The sequence below is a fragment of the Staphylococcus sp. SUC_1.2 genome (assembly GCF_026222585.1).
Map to the genome: position 1 here is coordinate 1 of NZ_JANJPM010000020.1, position 16,792 is coordinate 16,792.

The 16,792-nt window shown below is 30.9% G+C and carries 18 protein-coding genes; all 18 read left to right on the forward strand.

Annotated features, from left to right (window positions below):
- The first annotated feature begins 161 nt into the window (after positions 1 to 161).
- The 18 genes from der to NR218_RS08010 all read left to right on the forward strand — a co-directional run bounded on the left by der (position 162) and on the right by NR218_RS08010 (position 16,769).
- Complete coding sequence (gene der, locus NR218_RS07925) at positions 162 to 1,472, forward strand: ribosome biogenesis GTPase Der (RefSeq protein ID WP_019835234.1); 1,311 nt, start codon at positions 162 to 164, stop codon at positions 1,470 to 1,472.
- A gap of 14 nt (positions 1,473 to 1,486) precedes the next feature.
- Complete coding sequence (locus NR218_RS07930; protein WP_019835235.1) at positions 1,487 to 2,485, forward strand: NAD(P)H-dependent glycerol-3-phosphate dehydrogenase; 999 nt, start codon at positions 1,487 to 1,489, stop codon at positions 2,483 to 2,485.
- A gap of 168 nt (positions 2,486 to 2,653) precedes the next feature.
- Positions 2,654 to 2,926 carry an HU family DNA-binding protein gene (locus tag NR218_RS07935; protein WP_002449794.1) on the forward strand — a complete coding sequence of 91 codons (273 nt, stop codon included), beginning with the start codon at positions 2,654 to 2,656 and terminating at the stop codon, positions 2,924 to 2,926.
- A 188-nt stretch (positions 2,927 to 3,114) separates the two neighbouring features.
- Positions 3,115 to 3,696 (forward strand): hypothetical protein, encoded by a 582-nt coding sequence (locus NR218_RS07940; RefSeq protein ID WP_002449710.1) that lies wholly within the window; start codon positions 3,115 to 3,117, stop codon positions 3,694 to 3,696.
- Positions 3,696 to 4,397 carry a demethylmenaquinone methyltransferase gene (locus NR218_RS07945; protein ID WP_002449836.1) on the forward strand — a complete coding sequence of 234 codons (702 nt, stop codon included), beginning with the start codon at positions 3,696 to 3,698 and terminating at the stop codon, positions 4,395 to 4,397. The genes NR218_RS07940 and NR218_RS07945 overlap by 1 nt, the downstream gene beginning before the upstream one ends.
- Before the next feature lie 29 nt (positions 4,398 to 4,426).
- Positions 4,427 to 5,383, forward strand: coding sequence for a polyprenyl synthetase family protein (locus tag NR218_RS07950; protein ID WP_019835236.1), 957 nt, complete (start codon positions 4,427 to 4,429; stop codon positions 5,381 to 5,383).
- A gap of 119 nt (positions 5,384 to 5,502) precedes the next feature.
- Positions 5,503 to 5,955, forward strand: a complete 453-nt coding sequence (gene ndk / locus NR218_RS07955; RefSeq protein WP_019835237.1) for a nucleoside-diphosphate kinase — start codon at positions 5,503 to 5,505, stop codon at positions 5,953 to 5,955.
- A 229-nt stretch (positions 5,956 to 6,184) separates the two neighbouring features.
- A complete protein-coding gene (aroC, locus tag NR218_RS07960) occupies positions 6,185 to 7,351 on the forward strand; it encodes a chorismate synthase (protein ID WP_002449816.1) in 1,167 nt (388 codons plus the stop codon).
- A 35-nt stretch (positions 7,352 to 7,386) separates the two neighbouring features.
- The gene (gene aroB / locus NR218_RS07965; RefSeq protein WP_019835238.1) at positions 7,387 to 8,451 is read left to right on the forward strand and encodes a 3-dehydroquinate synthase; all 1,065 of its coding nucleotides are present in this window, start codon (positions 7,387 to 7,389) and stop codon (positions 8,449 to 8,451) included.
- 10 nt (positions 8,452 to 8,461) lie between these two features.
- Positions 8,462 to 9,760 carry a 3-phosphoshikimate 1-carboxyvinyltransferase gene (aroA, locus tag NR218_RS07970; protein ID WP_002449768.1) on the forward strand — a complete coding sequence of 433 codons (1,299 nt, stop codon included), beginning with the start codon at positions 8,462 to 8,464 and terminating at the stop codon, positions 9,758 to 9,760.
- 6 nt (positions 9,761 to 9,766) lie between these two features.
- On the forward strand, positions 9,767 to 11,011 hold the full coding sequence (locus NR218_RS07975; RefSeq protein ID WP_019835239.1) for a tetratricopeptide repeat protein: 1,245 nt from the start codon (positions 9,767 to 9,769) through the stop codon (positions 11,009 to 11,011).
- A 14-nt stretch (positions 11,012 to 11,025) separates the two neighbouring features.
- Positions 11,026 to 11,565 (forward strand): YpiB family protein, encoded by a 540-nt coding sequence (locus NR218_RS07980; protein WP_002449704.1) that lies wholly within the window; start codon positions 11,026 to 11,028, stop codon positions 11,563 to 11,565.
- 25 nt (positions 11,566 to 11,590) lie between these two features.
- The gene (locus tag NR218_RS07985) at positions 11,591 to 12,208 is read left to right on the forward strand and encodes a DUF1405 domain-containing protein (protein WP_207025519.1); all 618 of its coding nucleotides are present in this window, start codon (positions 11,591 to 11,593) and stop codon (positions 12,206 to 12,208) included.
- Positions 12,209 to 12,235: 27 nt separating this feature from the next.
- Positions 12,236 to 12,934: a zinc metallopeptidase gene (locus NR218_RS07990; protein WP_002449792.1), complete on the forward strand. Its 699-nt coding sequence runs from the start codon at positions 12,236 to 12,238 to the stop codon at positions 12,932 to 12,934.
- A gap of 201 nt (positions 12,935 to 13,135) precedes the next feature.
- Positions 13,136 to 13,453, forward strand: a complete 318-nt coding sequence (locus tag NR218_RS07995) for a nucleotide pyrophosphohydrolase (protein WP_002449913.1) — start codon at positions 13,136 to 13,138, stop codon at positions 13,451 to 13,453.
- A gap of 22 nt (positions 13,454 to 13,475) precedes the next feature.
- On the forward strand, positions 13,476 to 14,594 hold the full coding sequence (gene bshA, locus NR218_RS08000; RefSeq protein ID WP_019835240.1) for an N-acetyl-alpha-D-glucosaminyl L-malate synthase BshA: 1,119 nt from the start codon (positions 13,476 to 13,478) through the stop codon (positions 14,592 to 14,594).
- Positions 14,595 to 14,608: 14 nt separating this feature from the next.
- The gene (locus NR218_RS08005) at positions 14,609 to 15,811 is read left to right on the forward strand and encodes a CCA tRNA nucleotidyltransferase (RefSeq protein ID WP_002449841.1); all 1,203 of its coding nucleotides are present in this window, start codon (positions 14,609 to 14,611) and stop codon (positions 15,809 to 15,811) included.
- Positions 15,798 to 16,769 carry a biotin--[acetyl-CoA-carboxylase] ligase gene (locus tag NR218_RS08010; RefSeq protein WP_002449737.1) on the forward strand — a complete coding sequence of 324 codons (972 nt, stop codon included), beginning with the start codon at positions 15,798 to 15,800 and terminating at the stop codon, positions 16,767 to 16,769. Before NR218_RS08005 ends, NR218_RS08010 begins: the two co-directional genes overlap by 14 nt.
- Positions 16,770 to 16,792: the final 23 nt, after the last annotated feature.

Sequence of the window (16,792 nt, forward strand, 5' to 3'; positions counted from 1 at the left end):
TAATGATGAGAGCAAGAAAAGATATTCAAATAGAATTCTTTCTTGCTCTTTTTTTATTTATCTTTACTCACTATCTATCGTATAACAATATATACTTGTTTTTAAATCATCATTGCGTATGATAAAATTATAGAGATTTTAGAAAGAGAGGAAGTTAGCTTATGACTAAACCTATTGTAGCAATTGTAGGTAGACCTAATGTGGGGAAGTCTACAATTTTTAATAGAGTAGTAGGTGAACGTGTATCAATTGTTGAAGATACTCCAGGTGTTACGCGTGATCGTATTTATTCTTCAGGCGAATGGTTAACACATGAATTTAATATCATTGATACTGGAGGCATCGAAATCGGAGATGCACCTTTCCAAACACAAATAAGAGCTCAAGCAGAAATCGCTATTGATGAAGCAGACGTTATTATCTTTATGGTAAATGTGAGGGAAGGTCTCACTCAAAGTGATGAAATGGTGGCTCAATTACTTTATAAATCAAAAAAACCTGTTGTTTTAGCAGTAAATAAAGTAGATAATCCTGAAATGAGAAGTGATATTTTTGATTTTTACTCTTTAGGTTTTGGCGATCCTTATCCAATTTCTGGTTCACATGGTTTAGGTCTAGGTGATTTATTAGATGAAGTCGTTAAACATTTTAAAGAAGAAGATAGTGATCCATATGATGATGACACTATTCGTTTATCTATTATTGGCCGTCCAAATGTGGGTAAATCTAGTTTAGTAAATGCCATTTTAGGTGAAGAACGTGTTATTGTATCAAATGTAGCAGGTACAACTCGAGATGCTGTAGATACTGAGTATAGCTATGATGGACAAGATTACGTGTTAATAGATACAGCAGGTATGAGAAAAAAAGGTAAAGTATATGAGTCAACTGAGAAATACTCTGTATTAAGAGCTTTAAAAGCAATTGAGCGTTCAAATGTGGTGTTATTAGTTATTGATGCCGAAGAAGGAATTATTGAACAAGATAAGCGCGTTGCTGGATATGCTCATGAAGAAGGAAAAGCAATGGTGATTGTTGTAAATAAATGGGATGCTGTAGAAAAAGATACTAATACCATGAAAAAATTTGCTGATGATGTACGTAATCAATTTCAATTTTTAGATTATGCACCTATCGCTTTCGTATCGGCAAAAGAGCGACTACGATTAAAAACACTTTTCCCTTATATAAGAGAAGCAAGTGAAAATCACAAAAAACGTGTTCAAAGCTCAACACTTAACGAGGTGGTGACGGATGCAATTTCAATGAATCCTACACCTACAGATAAAGGTAGACGTTTAAATGTCTTCTATACCACTCAAGTGGCTATTGAACCACCAACATTTGTGGTTTTTGTAAATGATGTTGAGTTAATGCATTTTTCTTATAAACGCTATCTTGAAAATCAAATTAGAGATGCATTTGGTTTTGAAGGAACGCCTATTCATATCATCCCTAGAAGAAGAAACTAAGAGGAGAGATTAAGATGACTAAGATTACAGTTTTTGGTACAGGAAGTTTTGGTACTGCATTAGCAAATGTTTTAGCAGAGAATGGCCATTCAGTTTTAATGTGGGGAAAAAATGAAAATACTGTAGATGAAATTAATCAATCTCATCAAAATAAACGGTACCTGAAAGACGTAACATTAATTGAAACAATTAAAGCAACAAATCAATTAGAACAAGCAGTTAATTTTTCAGATATATTTTTAATTGCTTTACCTACAAAAGCAATTAGAGACGTTGTGACTGAAATTAATCAACATATTAAAACTAAAAAAACATTTATTCACGTTGCAAAAGGTATTGAAAATGAAACATTTAAACGTGTATCAGAAATGATTGAAGATTCAGTATCTAAGAACCATAAAAATGGTGTAGGGGTACTATCTGGACCAAGTCATGCTGAAGAAGTTGTAATTAAGCAACCTACAACTGTTGCAGCTTCGTCAAAAGATGAACACATAAGTAAACTTATTCAAGATTTATTCATGAATGATTACTTACGAGTATATACTAATAATGATTTGATAGGTGTAGAACTAGGTGGTGCACTTAAAAATATTATTGCTGTAGCAAGTGGTATTGTTGCTGGAATGGGTTATGGTGATAATGCTAAAGCTGCTTTAATGACAAGAGGTTTAGCTGAGATTAGTCGACTAGGTGAAAAGCTAGGGGCTGATCCTATGACTTTTCTAGGTCTTGGTGGCATTGGTGATTTAATTGTAACGTGTACGTCTACTCATTCAAGAAATTATACTTTAGGATATAAATTAGGAAAAGGTAAAACGACTGAAGAAGCACTTAACGAAATGAATATGGTTGTTGAAGGAATTTATACAACAAATTCAGTATATCATTTAGCAAAAGCTCAAAATATTGATATGCCAATAACCAATGCTTTATACAAAGTATTATTTGAAGATAAACCAGTGAAAGATAGTGTGAAGGATTTAATGGGACGAGATAAAAAAGCTGAATAAAGTGTAATTTTGCTATTTAACGCAAATATTTTATAAAATTATTCACGAAATACTGATAATTCAACGTTTTAAGTATATAAATCGTTGCGGTAAAGGGAATTATTGTGTTAAAGTCATACCATAATGATATAAATTTATCATTATCATTCATCTGGAGGTGAACTCATAATGAATAAAACTGACTTAATCAATGCGGTTGCAGAACAAGCTGATTTAACTAAAAAAGAAGCTGGTTCAGCAGTAGACGCTGTTTTCGAATCAATTCAAAACTCACTTTCTAAAGGTGAAAAAGTTCAATTAATTGGTTTCGGAAACTTCGAGGTACGTGAACGTGCTGCACGTAAAGGACGTAACCCTCAAACAGGTAAAGAAATCGAAATTCCTGCAAGTAAAGTTCCAGCATTCAAAGCTGGTAAAGCATTAAAAGATGCTGTAAAATAATTTACTTAAAAAAGCCCTATAAGGGCTTTTTATTTTATATATTGTTTAATTCTAAATACATATGTTTTATTTATAATTGTACAATTCACTGTGAAGCGTCTGTGAAGTTATTTTCGTCATAAGCACTATATTTTATTTTTATGAATATAATGTTAATATGTATATTGATACTAACGTGAGGTGTGAACATGGAAAGAACATTAAGCAAATTAAATAGACAAATTACTCAAAGGCTTAAAGGAATTAATGAATATGAAGCAATTCACATTAATAAAGGATTAAGTGATGTTTTAGATCATTTTAATATTCCAGAAAATGCTAAACTTGCCTGCCTCACTATTGATACTTCAATGAAGCATCTAGATGATATTTCTAAAAATAAATTATCTAAGAAATCAATTCTAATTGGTGACTTATTAAGTGCTCATTTTTATACTTTAATATCTGAAATTGGTGATGTGTCATATCAAAAGCTAATGAGTGAAGCGATTATAAAATCTAATGAGCTTAAAACTTCATTGCATCATCATTCACTCGAGCGTCATGATATATATAAGGCTGTGTTAGATATAGAAACACTTTTCCCTTTTATAACTATTTCTCATTTTACAGATATTGAGATCTCTCAATATGAAATATTTGAAAAATTATTTAGTGGGGTACATCAATATTATCCCTCTTATTTAAGTGAATATGATGAAGATGAAATAAACCAATTTATTAAACATATAAAGCAAAGCGATAAAGAGAAAAGTAGAGGTAATAATTAATGACTGAAAATAATGCAAAAAAAGAACAAGTTCATACGGTTTTTCAAAATATTTCTAAAAAATATGATCGATTGAACAATATAATAAGCTTCGAACAACATAAAATATGGCGTAAACATGTAATGAAAGATATGAATGTGTTACCTGGAAGTAAAGCACTTGATGTATGTTGTGGTACAGCAGATTGGACTATTGCTTTAAGTAGAGCAGTAGGACCTAATGGAGAAGTTACAGGTTTAGATTTCAGTGAAAATATGCTTGAAGTTGGTAAAGAAAAAACTAAATCAATGCCTAATATTCACTTAGTGCACGGCGATGCTATGAATTTACCATTTGAGGATAAAACATTCGATTATGTAACCATTGGCTTCGGTTTAAGAAATGTGCCTGATTATTTAGCAACATTAAAAGAATTAAATCGCGTATTGAAACCAGGCGGTATGATTGTATGTTTAGAAACAAGTCAACCAACATTACCCGTATTTAAACAAGTTTATAAACTTTACTTTAAATTTGTGATGCCTATTTTCGGGAAATTGTTTGCTAAATCTAGGGAAGAATATGAATGGTTACAACAATCTACATTCAATTTTCCAGATAAAACTAAATTAAAGCGTTTATTTGAGCAGGCTGGTTTCAGTCATGTAAAAGTTCGTAGCTTTACAGGTGGCGTTGCTGCAATGCACCTTGGCTATAAATAGAAAGTTCTACTAAATAAAAGGTGATTAATGTGGCAAAGTTAAATATGAATAGTGAAATTAAAAATGTTGAAAAGCGTTTAAAAAATGCTATTAAAAGTAATGATTCTGTATTACAAGAAGCAGCATTTCATTTATTATCTTCGGGTGGCAAACGAGTGCGTCCAGCATTTGTTCTTCTTAGTAGTCAGTTTGGACCAAAGAAAATTACTGAAGATACGTATCATGTTGCAGTAGCTTTAGAATTAATTCATATGGCAACACTTGTGCACGATGATGTGATTGATAAAAGTGACAAACGTCGTGGTAAATTGACTATTGAAAAAAAATGGGATGTCACTACTGCTATCCTAACTGGCAATTTCTTACTAGCTTTAGGTTTAAAACAACTTTCTAAAATTGAAGATCATCGTGTTCATACTATTATTTCTAACGCAATTGTTGATGTTTGTAGAGGCGAGCTCTTCCAATTCCAAGACCAATTTAATAGTCATCAAAATATTACGAACTATTTGAGACGTATTAATAGAAAAACGGCGTTGCTTATTCAACTTTCAACAGAAGTTGGTGCAATAACATCACAAGCTGATAATGAGACGATTCGAAAATTAAAAATGATTGGTCATTATATTGGAATGAGTTTTCAAATTGTAGATGATATTTTAGATTTTACAAGTACTGAGAAAAAATTAGGTAAACCTGTGGGTAGTGACCTAATGAATGGTCATATTACATTACCAGTTTTATTAGAGATGAAAAAAGACCCGGTTTTCAAAAAACAAATTGTTGAGTTATCACACCTGACAAATAAACATCAATTTGACCCACTTATTGATCAAATCAAGAATTCAAATAGTATCACACAATCTCAAGAAGTGAGCGATCATTATTTAAATAAAGCACTCGACTTAATTGATCAATTAGAGGAACCAAATTCTCAAAATTTATTTAGAAAGCTTATTAAAAGAATGCGTTCTAGAAATACATAAGAATAGAAAAAAGTTGAAAGCGCTTTAATAACCTGTTAGTATTTAGTAGTAGTAGGTTGTTTGCTATTAAATGTATTTATACATATTAAATCAATTTTTTAATTAGGGGGATTTGTATAATGGAACGCACTTTTTTAATGATTAAGCCAGATGCAGTACAACGTAATTTAATAGGAGAAATTATTTCTAGAATTGAAAGAAAAGGTTTAAAAATAGTTGGCGGTAAATTTATAATTCCAACTAAAGATACTGTTAACATACATTATGCTGAACATACAGAGAAGCCGTTTTTTCATAAACTTGTTTCTTTTTTAACTTCTGGACCTGTGTTTGCCATGGTTGTTGAAGGAGAAGACGCAGTTGCGGTATCTAGACATATTATCGGAAAAACAAATCCCACTGAAGCCGATCCCGGTACTATAAGAGGCGATTATGGTTTAACAGTAGGGAGAAATATTATTCACGGATCAGACTCTGTAGAATCTGCTGAAAGAGAAATCAATTTATGGTTTAATGATGATGAAATATATAGCTACGAAGCTAATAGAGAAAATTGGCTTTATGAAGAATAATTTTTAAAAATTAGAATAAATTGGAATTTATTTTCAATTCAACCATTGACTGCCGACATGTTAGAAAGTACCTAAGACAACAGTTGTCTTAGGTACTTTTTTATATAAAATTATTTGAATTTTCAAACACCAATTATTCTACACTAGTTATGTAATTTCATTGAATATGATATGATAACAAATAATACATAATACTATTTAAAGTGGTAAAGGAAAGGAGCTATTAATCATGAGATATTTAACTTCAGGAGAATCACATGGTCCACAACTAACCGTGATTATTGAAGGTGTTCCAGCTAACTTAGAAATGAGAGCTGAGGAAATAAATAAAGAAATGTTTAAGCGTCAAGGTGGATACGGTAGAGGACGTCGAATGCAAATTGAAAAAGATGCGGTAGAAATTGTTTCTGGTGTAAGAAATGGCTTTACTTTAGGTAGTCCAATTACAATTGTAGTTAAAAATGATGATTTTACTCATTGGAGAAATATTATGGGTATTGAACCAATTAGTGACGAGGCACGTGAAAATATGAAACGTACAATTACAAAGCCAAGACCTGGTCATGCAGACTTAATTGGCGGAATGAAATATAATCATCGTGATTTGAGAAATGTACTTGAACGTTCTTCTGCAAGAGAAACAGCTGCACGTGTAGCTGTAGGAGCAGTGTCCAAAATTTTACTTTCTCAACTAGACATTCATATGTATAGTCGTGTTGTAGAAATTGGTGGAATTAAAGATGTAGGGTTATACGATACAGAAACATTTAAACAAAATATCGATAAAAATGATGTACGTGTGATTGATGAATCGATTGCTCAAAAAATGAGAGATAAAATCGATGAAGCTAAAAAGGAAGGCGACTCTATAGGTGGCGTAGTTCAAGTTATGGTTGAAAATATGCCAGTTGCAGTAGGTAGCTACGTGCATTATGATCGTAAACTCGATGGACGCATTGCACAAGGTGTTGTAAGTATTAATGCCTTCAAAGGTGTCAGCTTTGGCGAAGGGTTTAAAGCTGCTGAAAAACCTGGAAGCGAAATTCAAGATGAAATTTTATATCATTCTGAAAGAGGTTATTATAGAGGATCTAATCATTTAGGTGGCTTTGAAGGTGGAATGACTAATGGTATGCCTATCATTGTAAATGGTGTTATGAAACCTATTCCAACTTTATATAAACCTTTAAATTCAGTAGATATTAATACTAAAGAAGATTTTAAAGCAACTATAGAACGTTCAGATAGTTGTGCAGTTCCAGCAGCAAGCGTTGTTTGCGAACATGTCGTTGCATTTGAAGTTGCTAAAGCTCTTTTAGAAGAGTTCCAATCTAATCATATCGATCAACTTAAAGAACAAATTGAAGAACGTAGAAAGTTAAATATAGAATTTTAAACATCTTTAATTAACCTTTAGAAATGAGGTATATCATGCAATTACAAACCACATATCACAGTGATAATTATCCAATTATTGTAGAACATCATGCATTTAAATATTTATCCGATTATATTCAAGATTACGATAAAGTATTCTTAATTATAGATGAATTTGTTGATTTTAATTTTAGAGATAAATTTGAAATATTATGTCACAATTCAAACATTCAAAAAGTTATCGTTCCTGCCGGTGAAAAAATGAAAACGTTTAATCATTATCAATCAATCATGGAACAACTACTAGGAATGAACCTTACTCGTAATACATGTTTAGTGGCTATAGGTGGTGGGGCCACAGGAGATTTCACAGGATTCTTAGCTTCTACATTATTAAGAGGTGTTGATTTTATACAAGTACCTACAACGATATTAGCGCATGACTCAAGTGTAGGAGGTAAAGTTGGAATAAATTCTTCCCATGGTAAAAATCTTATAGGCGCATTTTATAGACCTAAAGCAGTCATATATGATTTAGATTTCTTAAAAACTTTACCTTATCATGAAATTTTAAGTGGATACGCTGAGGTGTATAAGCATGCTTTATTGACTGGCACAGTTGCTACAGAAGATATTGAAAAACACTTTTCAGATAGGAAAACACTTGAATCACTTAAAGATATAGATCAATTTATTTTTAAGGGTATAAAAACAAAACTAAACATTATTATAAAAGATGAAAAAGAAAGTAATGTTAGAAAATATTTAAATTTAGGCCATACCTTTGGACATGCAGTAGAATATAAGTATAAAATACCTCATGGTCATGCCATTATGATTGGGATGATTTATCAGTTTATTGTGGCAAATCATCTTCTTGGCACACAATTTGATATTCAACATTATATTAATTATATGAATCAATTAAATTATCCGCTGGATTTAATCCAGCAGATTGATTTTGAAGAAATGTATCAATATATGTTATCAGATAAAAAAAATAATGGTGAAGGTATTCAAATGGTTCTACTCGAGAAATTAGGTAAACCTAATGTATATCATGTAGAAAAAAATATATTGAAGCAATCATTTAAACAACTACAATTATTAGTAGAGTAGGTGAAATACTGTGACAACAAGTCAAACAATAGATATTCATGGTCCATTAAAGGGTGAGATAGAAGTACCTGGAGATAAATCTATGACGCATAGAGCAATTATGCTATCGTCACTCGCTAAAGGTAAATCAATTATTGAACAACCGCTTCTAGGTGAAGATTGTTTACGTACAATTGAAATTTTTAAACTCTTAGGTGTTGAGATTGAAATTGAAGAACATCGTCTTATTGTTAATTCTCCAGGATATCAACATTTCAATATACCACATCAAACGTTATATACTGGAAATTCTGGTACAACAACGCGCTTACTTGCTGGTCTTTTAAGTGGATTGGGCATAGAGTGTGTCTTATCTGGAGATACATCGATAGGAAAACGACCTATGGATCGTATTTTAAAACCTTTAAAATTAATGAATGCAAATATTAATGGTATTGAAAATAACTATACACCACTTATTATTAAGCCTTCAGCCATTAATGGTATCAATTATCAAATGGAAGTCGCAAGTGCTCAAGTTAAAAGTGCAATTTTGTTTGCAAGTCTATTTTCAAAAGAAGCATCACAAATTACAGAATTAGACATAAGTAGAAATCATACTGAAACGATGTTTAAACATTATCAAATTCCAATACAAGTAAATCAAAAAGTGATTACAACATCTCCTTATGCTATAAGCAATATTCAACCTAAAAACTTTGTAGTACCAGGAGATATTTCTTCAGCTGCTTTCTTTATTGTAGCTGCTTTGATTTCTCCAGGAAGTGATATTACAATTCATAATGTTGGCATCAATCCTACACGTTCAGGTATTATAGATATCGTTGAACAAATGAATGGTAACATTGAATTATTTAATGTTACAGAGTCTTCAGAACCAACTGCGTCGATTAGAGTTCAGTATACGAACAACTTGAAACCAATCACAATTGAAGGAGATTTAATTCCTAAAGCAATTGATGAATTGCCAATTATTGCTTTGTTATGCACTCAAGCTTCTGGTACAAGTATGATTAAGGACGCAGAGGAATTAAAGGTAAAAGAAACTAATCGTATTGATACAACTGCAGATATGCTTAATTTACTAGGTTTTAAATTACAAGCTACAGAGGATGGATTAATTATTCATCCCTCTGAATTAACTAGAAATGCTATAGTAGATAGCTTAACTGACCACAGAATTGGCATGATGCTTGCAGTCGCATCTATTTTAAGTGATTCGCCATTAACGATACGTCAGTTTGATGCAGTAAATGTATCATTCCCTGGTTTCTTGCCGAAATTAAAGCTTTTAGAAAATGAGGGATAAAATATTATGGAAGATATCTATAAATTAATAGACGATATCAATCTTCAAAAATTAGATCATTTAGATACACGTGTAAATGAAGCATTAACATCCAATAATGATGATGCTTTATTTATTTTAGGAGAAACATTATATAACTTTGGATTAACACCTCAAGGTCTTGAAGTGTTTAGAACGTTATATCATAAGTATCCAGATGAAAGTGAACTATTAATTTATTTTATCGAAGGCCTTATGTCTGAAAATCAAACAGACGAAGCATTAGAATATTTAAATCAAGTTGAATTATCACCTGAAAAGTTAATGTTAGAAGCCGACTTATATCAACAAATCAATATGACTGAAGTTGCTATTGATAAGTTAACTGAAGCGCGTGAATTAGAACCTAATGACCCAATTATTCATTTTGCTTTAGCAGAATTACTTTATTTTGATGGACAATACCTTCGTGCTACACGAGAATATGAAGTTGTTTTAGATACAGGCGAATATGAAATAAATGGAATTAATTTATTTTCAAGAATGGCTGATTGTGCGTTACAAAGTGGAAATTATAGTGATGCTATACAGTTATTTGATGAGATTAGTGAAGATGAAATGATCTCTGATGACTTTTTCAAAAAAGCCATCGCATATGAAAAAAATGATCTAACTCAAGAAGCTATAAAAATTATGACTACACTTCTTTCTAAAGACCCAGACTTTATTCAAGGTTACTTTTATTTACAATCTTTATATGAAAATGAAAAAAATTATCCAGATGCGATTGAAACAGGTAAAGAAGGGTTACGTCTTAATCAATTTTATAAAGAACTCATGGTTTCTACCGGTAGTTTAGAAATTGAACATGGAGATGCGAATGAGGGGGTAGAACTTCTTAAAAAAGCACTTGAAGTAGATAATGGTTACCATGAACCTTTACTTATCTTAAGTGATTTATTCCGTCAAGAAGAAGACTATGAAGCCATCATTTCACTTCTATCTTATGTAGATGAAGAAGATCTTGACCCTGTCTTTATGTGGCATTTAGCACATGCATATGGGGAAGAAGAAAGAGATACTGAAGCCCAACATTTCTATGAATTGGCTTATCCAACATTAAAATCTCAGAGTCTATTCTTAAGCGATTATTATTTCTATTTAATTGAAATTGGCCAAAAAGATAAAGCTAAAGTATTACTTAACGAATTATTAATTATCGATCCAACTAATGAAACTTGGAATGAAGAATTGAGCAGATTGAATGACTAGAGTGGGTGTTAAAATTGAATGACACATTAGTTAAAATGAAACAAAGCTATATTGAATATGCTTTGTTTCATTATCATTTTAAGTCCAGAATTAGTGTGTGGCTATTAAATTATTTAAAAGCCTCACCGCCAAAATTAAATTGTAGTCATTTTGTAAATAAGAAAATTAAAAGTCATATAACCCTTGAAATTGGCCTAAAACACTCCAATTTCTCTGCGATTAAATTAACAAAAGACGATCAAACATTAATTAATACAAATGAAATATTCAATTATATAGCTTCTAAAGATATTTGTATTGATATATTCATTCACTTTGAATACAACGATAAGCAAGATGGGCGATTAAATGAGCTTATAATTCAACAATTAATATATTCTGATCAATATCTTGCATATCTTAATAATATATATCACTTAAGTCTTGATCTAAATAAAAAGTATTCACTAATCGAACAATTAGAACATCATATCGATGTAAGTTTACAAATGAAAGATCAACAACGTTTTTATCAATTATCACAAATTTTGAGTGTATTAACTCATCACTCATAGATCAAAATTAAAGGAATTATAACTTATGCCTACTTTAAGACAACTATGGGAATCATCATTATATCAACGTTCCATACTCGTAATATTGCTTATATGTAATGTTTTAGGCACCATTTATGGTTTTATATGGTATGGTGATCAATTACTTAAGACACAATGGCATTATCTAATTTTTGTACCAGATAGTCCTATTGCATCGCTATTGTTATGTATATCAATTTGTTTAATTATTTTAAATAAACAAAATAGTATTATTGAAGGACTAGCATTTGTAACATTATTTAAATATGGTTTATGGGCTGTCATTATGAATTTGATAATGATGGTTAATAATAACGATATAACTATTATGAATGTACTTTTAATTATTAGTCATGGAATTATGGTACTTGAAAGTATCTATTTTTATCCACGATTCAAAATTTCTATACTCAGTTTGTTTATTTCTATGATATGGATATTTAACAATGATTATGTAGATTATATATTAAAGAAATATCCTTATTATGATTTTATACAGCAACACGTTCATTTAGTTGCTTTTATCGCGCTATGGCTAAGTATTATGTCACTTATCCTTTATTATAGTTTTAATAAATTAATAAAGGTTAAATTATTTGATAAAAAATTCGATAGTCAGTAGAATATGATTAAAGGAGAGTGAAATTGATTGTCTATAGTGTCTTATATTATATATATCGTCATTATTATGCTCATTCCAATGTGGGCTCAACACAAAGTAAAATCAAATTATGAAAAATATTCACAGGTAAGATCAACAAGTGGTAAGACGGGTCGTGAAGTAGCAGAAGAAATTCTTCATGCTAATGGAATTTACGATGTAGATGTAGTTAAGGGCGAAGGCTTTTTAACAGACCATTATGATCCAAATAAGAAAGTAGTTTGTTTATCTCCTGCAAACTTTGATCGTCCTTCAGTAGCTGGTACAGCTATTGCGGCACACGAAGTTGGACACGCTATTCAACACCAACAAGGTTATGCGTTTTTACGTTTTAGAACTGCTTTAGTACCTTTAGCAAATATTGGTAGTTCATTAAGCTATATCATTATTATGGCTGGTATCTTTTTAACAGCATTAGGTAGTGCTTTTGGCTCAACTGCATTATGGATTGGTGCTGGGTTAATGTCATTAGCAGTTTTATTCTCAATCGTGACATTACCAGTTGAATTTGATGCAAGCTCAAGAGCGATGAAACAAATTACTGCACTTAATATTGTGAATGAAAAAGAATATAAACATGCGAGAAAGGTATTATCAGCAGCAGCTATGACTTATGTAGCAGCAACAGCTACAGCTGTAGCCGAACTTGTTAGAATTATTTTACTGGCACGTGCAAGTGATAACTAAACTACCTTTATAAACTAACTTAATCTTAAATCTTGTGTAACAACATTTAAGATTTTCAAGGAGTTATATCGAGCGAAATATGAATTCAAAAATGAATTCTGTTTCGCTCTTTTTTTATATCTCATAGAATAGAATTGATAAAATGCATTAACAACTAATTTGAGATATACTTAGAAAGAAACGGAAAAAAGGAGAATGATGATGAAATCTTTAAATCAAATGCAAAAAGAAGTAGATGACTATATTAGTCAATTTAAAGCGGGTTATTTTTCTCCATTAGCTAATTTAGCCCGTCTAACAGAAGAAGTGGGCGAACTTGCAAGAGAAATCAATCATTATTACGGTGAAAAGCAAAAGAAACCAACGGAAGAAGAAAACTCTGTTAAAGCTGAATTAGGAGATAATTTATTTGTTTTACTTTGCATTGCTAATTCACTTGGTATTGATATGACAGAAAGTTTTAATGATACAATGGATAAATTTAATACTAGAGATAAAAATCGATTTGAACGTAAATAATGGATAGAAAGGGGGTTATTTTATGAAAATAGGTATTACATGTTATCCGTCAATGGGTGGCTCAGGTATCATAGCAACTGAATTAGGTATAAAAATGGCAGAAAGGGGACATGAAGTTCACTTTATTACGTCAAATATTCCTTTTAGAATTCGTAAGCCTTTGCCTAACATTACTATCCATCAAGTCGAAGTAAATCAATATGCAGTATTTCAATATCCACCATATGATATTACATTGAGCACAAAAATATCTGAAGTTATTAAAGAATATGATTTAGATATCTTGCATATGCATTATGCTGTACCACACGCTGTATGTGGTATTTTAGCACGTCAAATGTCTGGAAAAGATATAAAAATTATGACAACATTACATGGTACTGATATCACAGTGTTAGGCTATGATCATTCACTTAAAGGCGCTATTAAATTTGGCATTGAACAAAGTGACCTCGTGACTAGTGTCAGTCATTCATTAGCTAAACAAACACAGTCAATTATTGAAACAGATAAAGAGATTATTCCTATTTATAATTTTGTTCGAGAAAAAGAATTTCCTACACAACATGAAAATCAATATAAAGCGCTTTACGATATAAAGCCTGAGGAAAAAGTTCTTATACATGTATCAAACTTTAGAAAAGTCAAACGTATTGACACTATTTTAGAAACTTTCGCTAAAGTTCATAAACATATACCAAGCAAGTTGATCTTATTAGGTGATGGTCCAGAACTTTTAGATATGCGTAAAATAGCAAGGTCATTACATATCGAAGATGATGTATTATTTTTAGGTAAACAAGATCAAGTTAGTAAATTCTATCAAATGGCTGATTTAGTTTTGCTGTTAAGTGAAAAAGAAAGTTTTGGCCTTACACTATTAGAGGCAATGACTACAGGAGTCGTACCTATAGGTTCAAATGCTGGTGGTATCAAAGAAGTCATCAAACATGGTGAAACAGGTTATATTGTAGATGTAGGAGATAGTGAACAAGCAAGTCATTATGCACTAAAATTATTAACAGATGAGCAACTTTATCAAAAATTACAAAGTAATATGCTTAAAGATATTAAACAACGATTTAGTTCTGAACTTATCGTCGATCAATATGAATATTACTATAAAAAAATGTTGAATTAAAAAAGAGGATTAATATGGGTAATGAATTATTTGAAACAGCTTTGCCAATTCTAAATCAAATAGAAAAACATCATTTCGAAGCTTATTTTGTAGGCGGGGCAGTCAGAGATTACATTATGCATCGTACAATTCATGATATTGATATCACTACAAGTGCGATGCCAGACGAAATTGAAGATATATTTGAACACACTATTCCAATTGGAAAAGAGCATGGCACAATCAATGTTGTTTTCAACAATGAAAATTACGAAGTGACAACATTTAGATCAGAAGGTGATTATTTAGATCACCGTCGTCCAAGTGAAGTTAATTTTGTGAGAAATCTCTATGAAGATGTACAACGTAGAGATTTCACTATCAATGCTATTGCTATGGATAAAAATTATAAAATATTTGATTACTTTGGTGGTCAAAAGGATATACAATCAAAATTGATACGTACGGTAGGGAATCCAAGTGAACGATTTAAAGAAGATGCATTAAGAATTATTCGTGGCCTTAGATTTCAGTCACAACTTACATTTGATATTCATACTGAAACCTTTGAAGCAATGCAATTAACTTGTTCGGACGTTAAATATTTATCAATCGAGCGAATTGTTGTAGAATTTAAAAAATTAATCTTAGGAAGTAATGTTAAACAGAGTTATCATAATTTATTATCTTTAAAAATTTTTAATTATATTCCATTTTTTAATGAATTAGATATGACATGTGTTTACATCAATGAACCTCTTGAATTTGAACAATGGTTAGCCATCTTACTTATAAAAAATAATAATCTTCCTTCTTTAAAGCAATTAAAAATTAGTAATAAAGAAAAATCAGATATACATACATATATTGCTATCATTGAAACATTACCTCAAATTACTACTAAAGATGCTTTGAAATTATTTGTTTATGATTATAGTGACTATTATATCTTAAAGGTTTTAAATATTTATTCTGTACTTCAAAATAATCAAATTCCTACCGCTTCAGAACTTATTATCAATTCTCTTTCTATTAAACAAGTCGTTCAACACCTTCAATTACATGAACGTAAAGAAATGGATGTGAATGGAAAAGATTTACTTGCACATTTTAATAAAAATGGTGGCCCTTGGTTAAAAAATGTATTGAGAGAAATAGAATGTGCGATAGTTACTGATAAAATCAAAAATAACAAAGAAGAAATTTTGAAATGGGTGAATGAAAATGTCAAAATATAGTCAAGATGTCGTTAAAATGTTATATGAGCATCAATCAGAATATATTTCTGGTCAATACATTGCAAATCAGCTTAATATATCGAGAGCTGCTGTGAAAAAAGTAATTGATCAATTAAAAGCAGATGGATGTGATATTGACTCAATTAATCATAAAGGACATAAGCTTAATGCATCGCCAAATCGTTGGTATAGAGGCATTATCAATAAAGTACTAGAGTCTAATCATTTAGTATCCAAAATTGAAGTATATGATAGTGTTGAATCTACTCAAACTATTGCTAAACAAGGTCTTGTTGATAATCAGCATACCATGTTAATTTTAAGTGATGAACAAACAAAAGGTCGTGGTCGTTTCAATCGTAATTGGTCTTCTTCAAAAGGAAAAGGGTTATGGATGTCTGTTGTTTTAAGACCTAATGTCTCATTTGCAATGATTCCAAAATTTAATCTTTTTATAGCTTTAGGAATTAGAGATGCTATCCAAGCATTTTCTAGAGACAAAGTAGAGATTAAATGGCCAAATGATATTTATATTAATGATAAAAAAGTATGTGGATTTTTAACAGAAATGGTAGCAAATGCTGATGCAGTTGAGGCCATAATATGTGGTATTGGTATTAATTTAAACCATCAAGAAGAAGATTTTTCTGATATGATACGTCATCGTGCTACAAGCATTCGCTTGCACCATTCAGAAGAAATCAATCGATATCAATTTTTGAAACGTTTAATTGAGGAAATTGAAAAGCGTTACCATCAATTTCTTAACTCTTCATTTGAAACGATTAGAGATGAATACATTCGTACATCTAATATTTGGCATCGTAAGTTAACATTTACTGAAAATGGAGAACAATTTATAGGTGAAGCTATTGATATTAATAATGACGGCTTTTTAATTGTCAAAGATGAAGATAATCAAACGAGACGACTTATAAGCGCAGATATAGATATATAAGCATACGGATAGAATTAGGAGAG

Coding starts and splice junctions, on each gene's coding strand:
- der (WP_019835234.1), top strand. CDS start 162: ATGACTAAACCTATTGTAGCAATTGTAGGTAGACCTAATGTGGGGAAG.
- NR218_RS07930 (WP_019835235.1), top strand. CDS start 1,487: ATGACTAAGATTACAGTTTTTGGTACAGGAAGTTTTGGTACTGCATTA.
- NR218_RS07935 (WP_002449794.1), top strand. CDS start 2,654: ATGAATAAAACTGACTTAATCAATGCGGTTGCAGAACAAGCTGATTTA.
- NR218_RS07940 (WP_002449710.1), top strand. CDS start 3,115: ATGGAAAGAACATTAAGCAAATTAAATAGACAAATTACTCAAAGGCTT.
- NR218_RS07945 (WP_002449836.1), top strand. CDS start 3,696: ATGACTGAAAATAATGCAAAAAAAGAACAAGTTCATACGGTTTTTCAA.
- ndk (WP_019835237.1), top strand. CDS start 5,503: ATGGAACGCACTTTTTTAATGATTAAGCCAGATGCAGTACAACGTAAT.
- aroC (WP_002449816.1), top strand. CDS start 6,185: ATGAGATATTTAACTTCAGGAGAATCACATGGTCCACAACTAACCGTG.
- aroB (WP_019835238.1), top strand. CDS start 7,387: ATGCAATTACAAACCACATATCACAGTGATAATTATCCAATTATTGTA.
- NR218_RS07975 (WP_019835239.1), top strand. CDS start 9,767: ATGGAAGATATCTATAAATTAATAGACGATATCAATCTTCAAAAATTA.
- NR218_RS07985 (WP_207025519.1), top strand. CDS start 11,591: ATGCCTACTTTAAGACAACTATGGGAATCATCATTATATCAACGTTCC.
- NR218_RS07995 (WP_002449913.1), top strand. CDS start 13,136: ATGAAATCTTTAAATCAAATGCAAAAAGAAGTAGATGACTATATTAGT.
- bshA (WP_019835240.1), top strand. CDS start 13,476: ATGAAAATAGGTATTACATGTTATCCGTCAATGGGTGGCTCAGGTATC.
- NR218_RS08005 (WP_002449841.1), top strand. CDS start 14,609: ATGGGTAATGAATTATTTGAAACAGCTTTGCCAATTCTAAATCAAATA.
- NR218_RS08010 (WP_002449737.1), top strand. CDS start 15,798: ATGTCAAAATATAGTCAAGATGTCGTTAAAATGTTATATGAGCATCAA.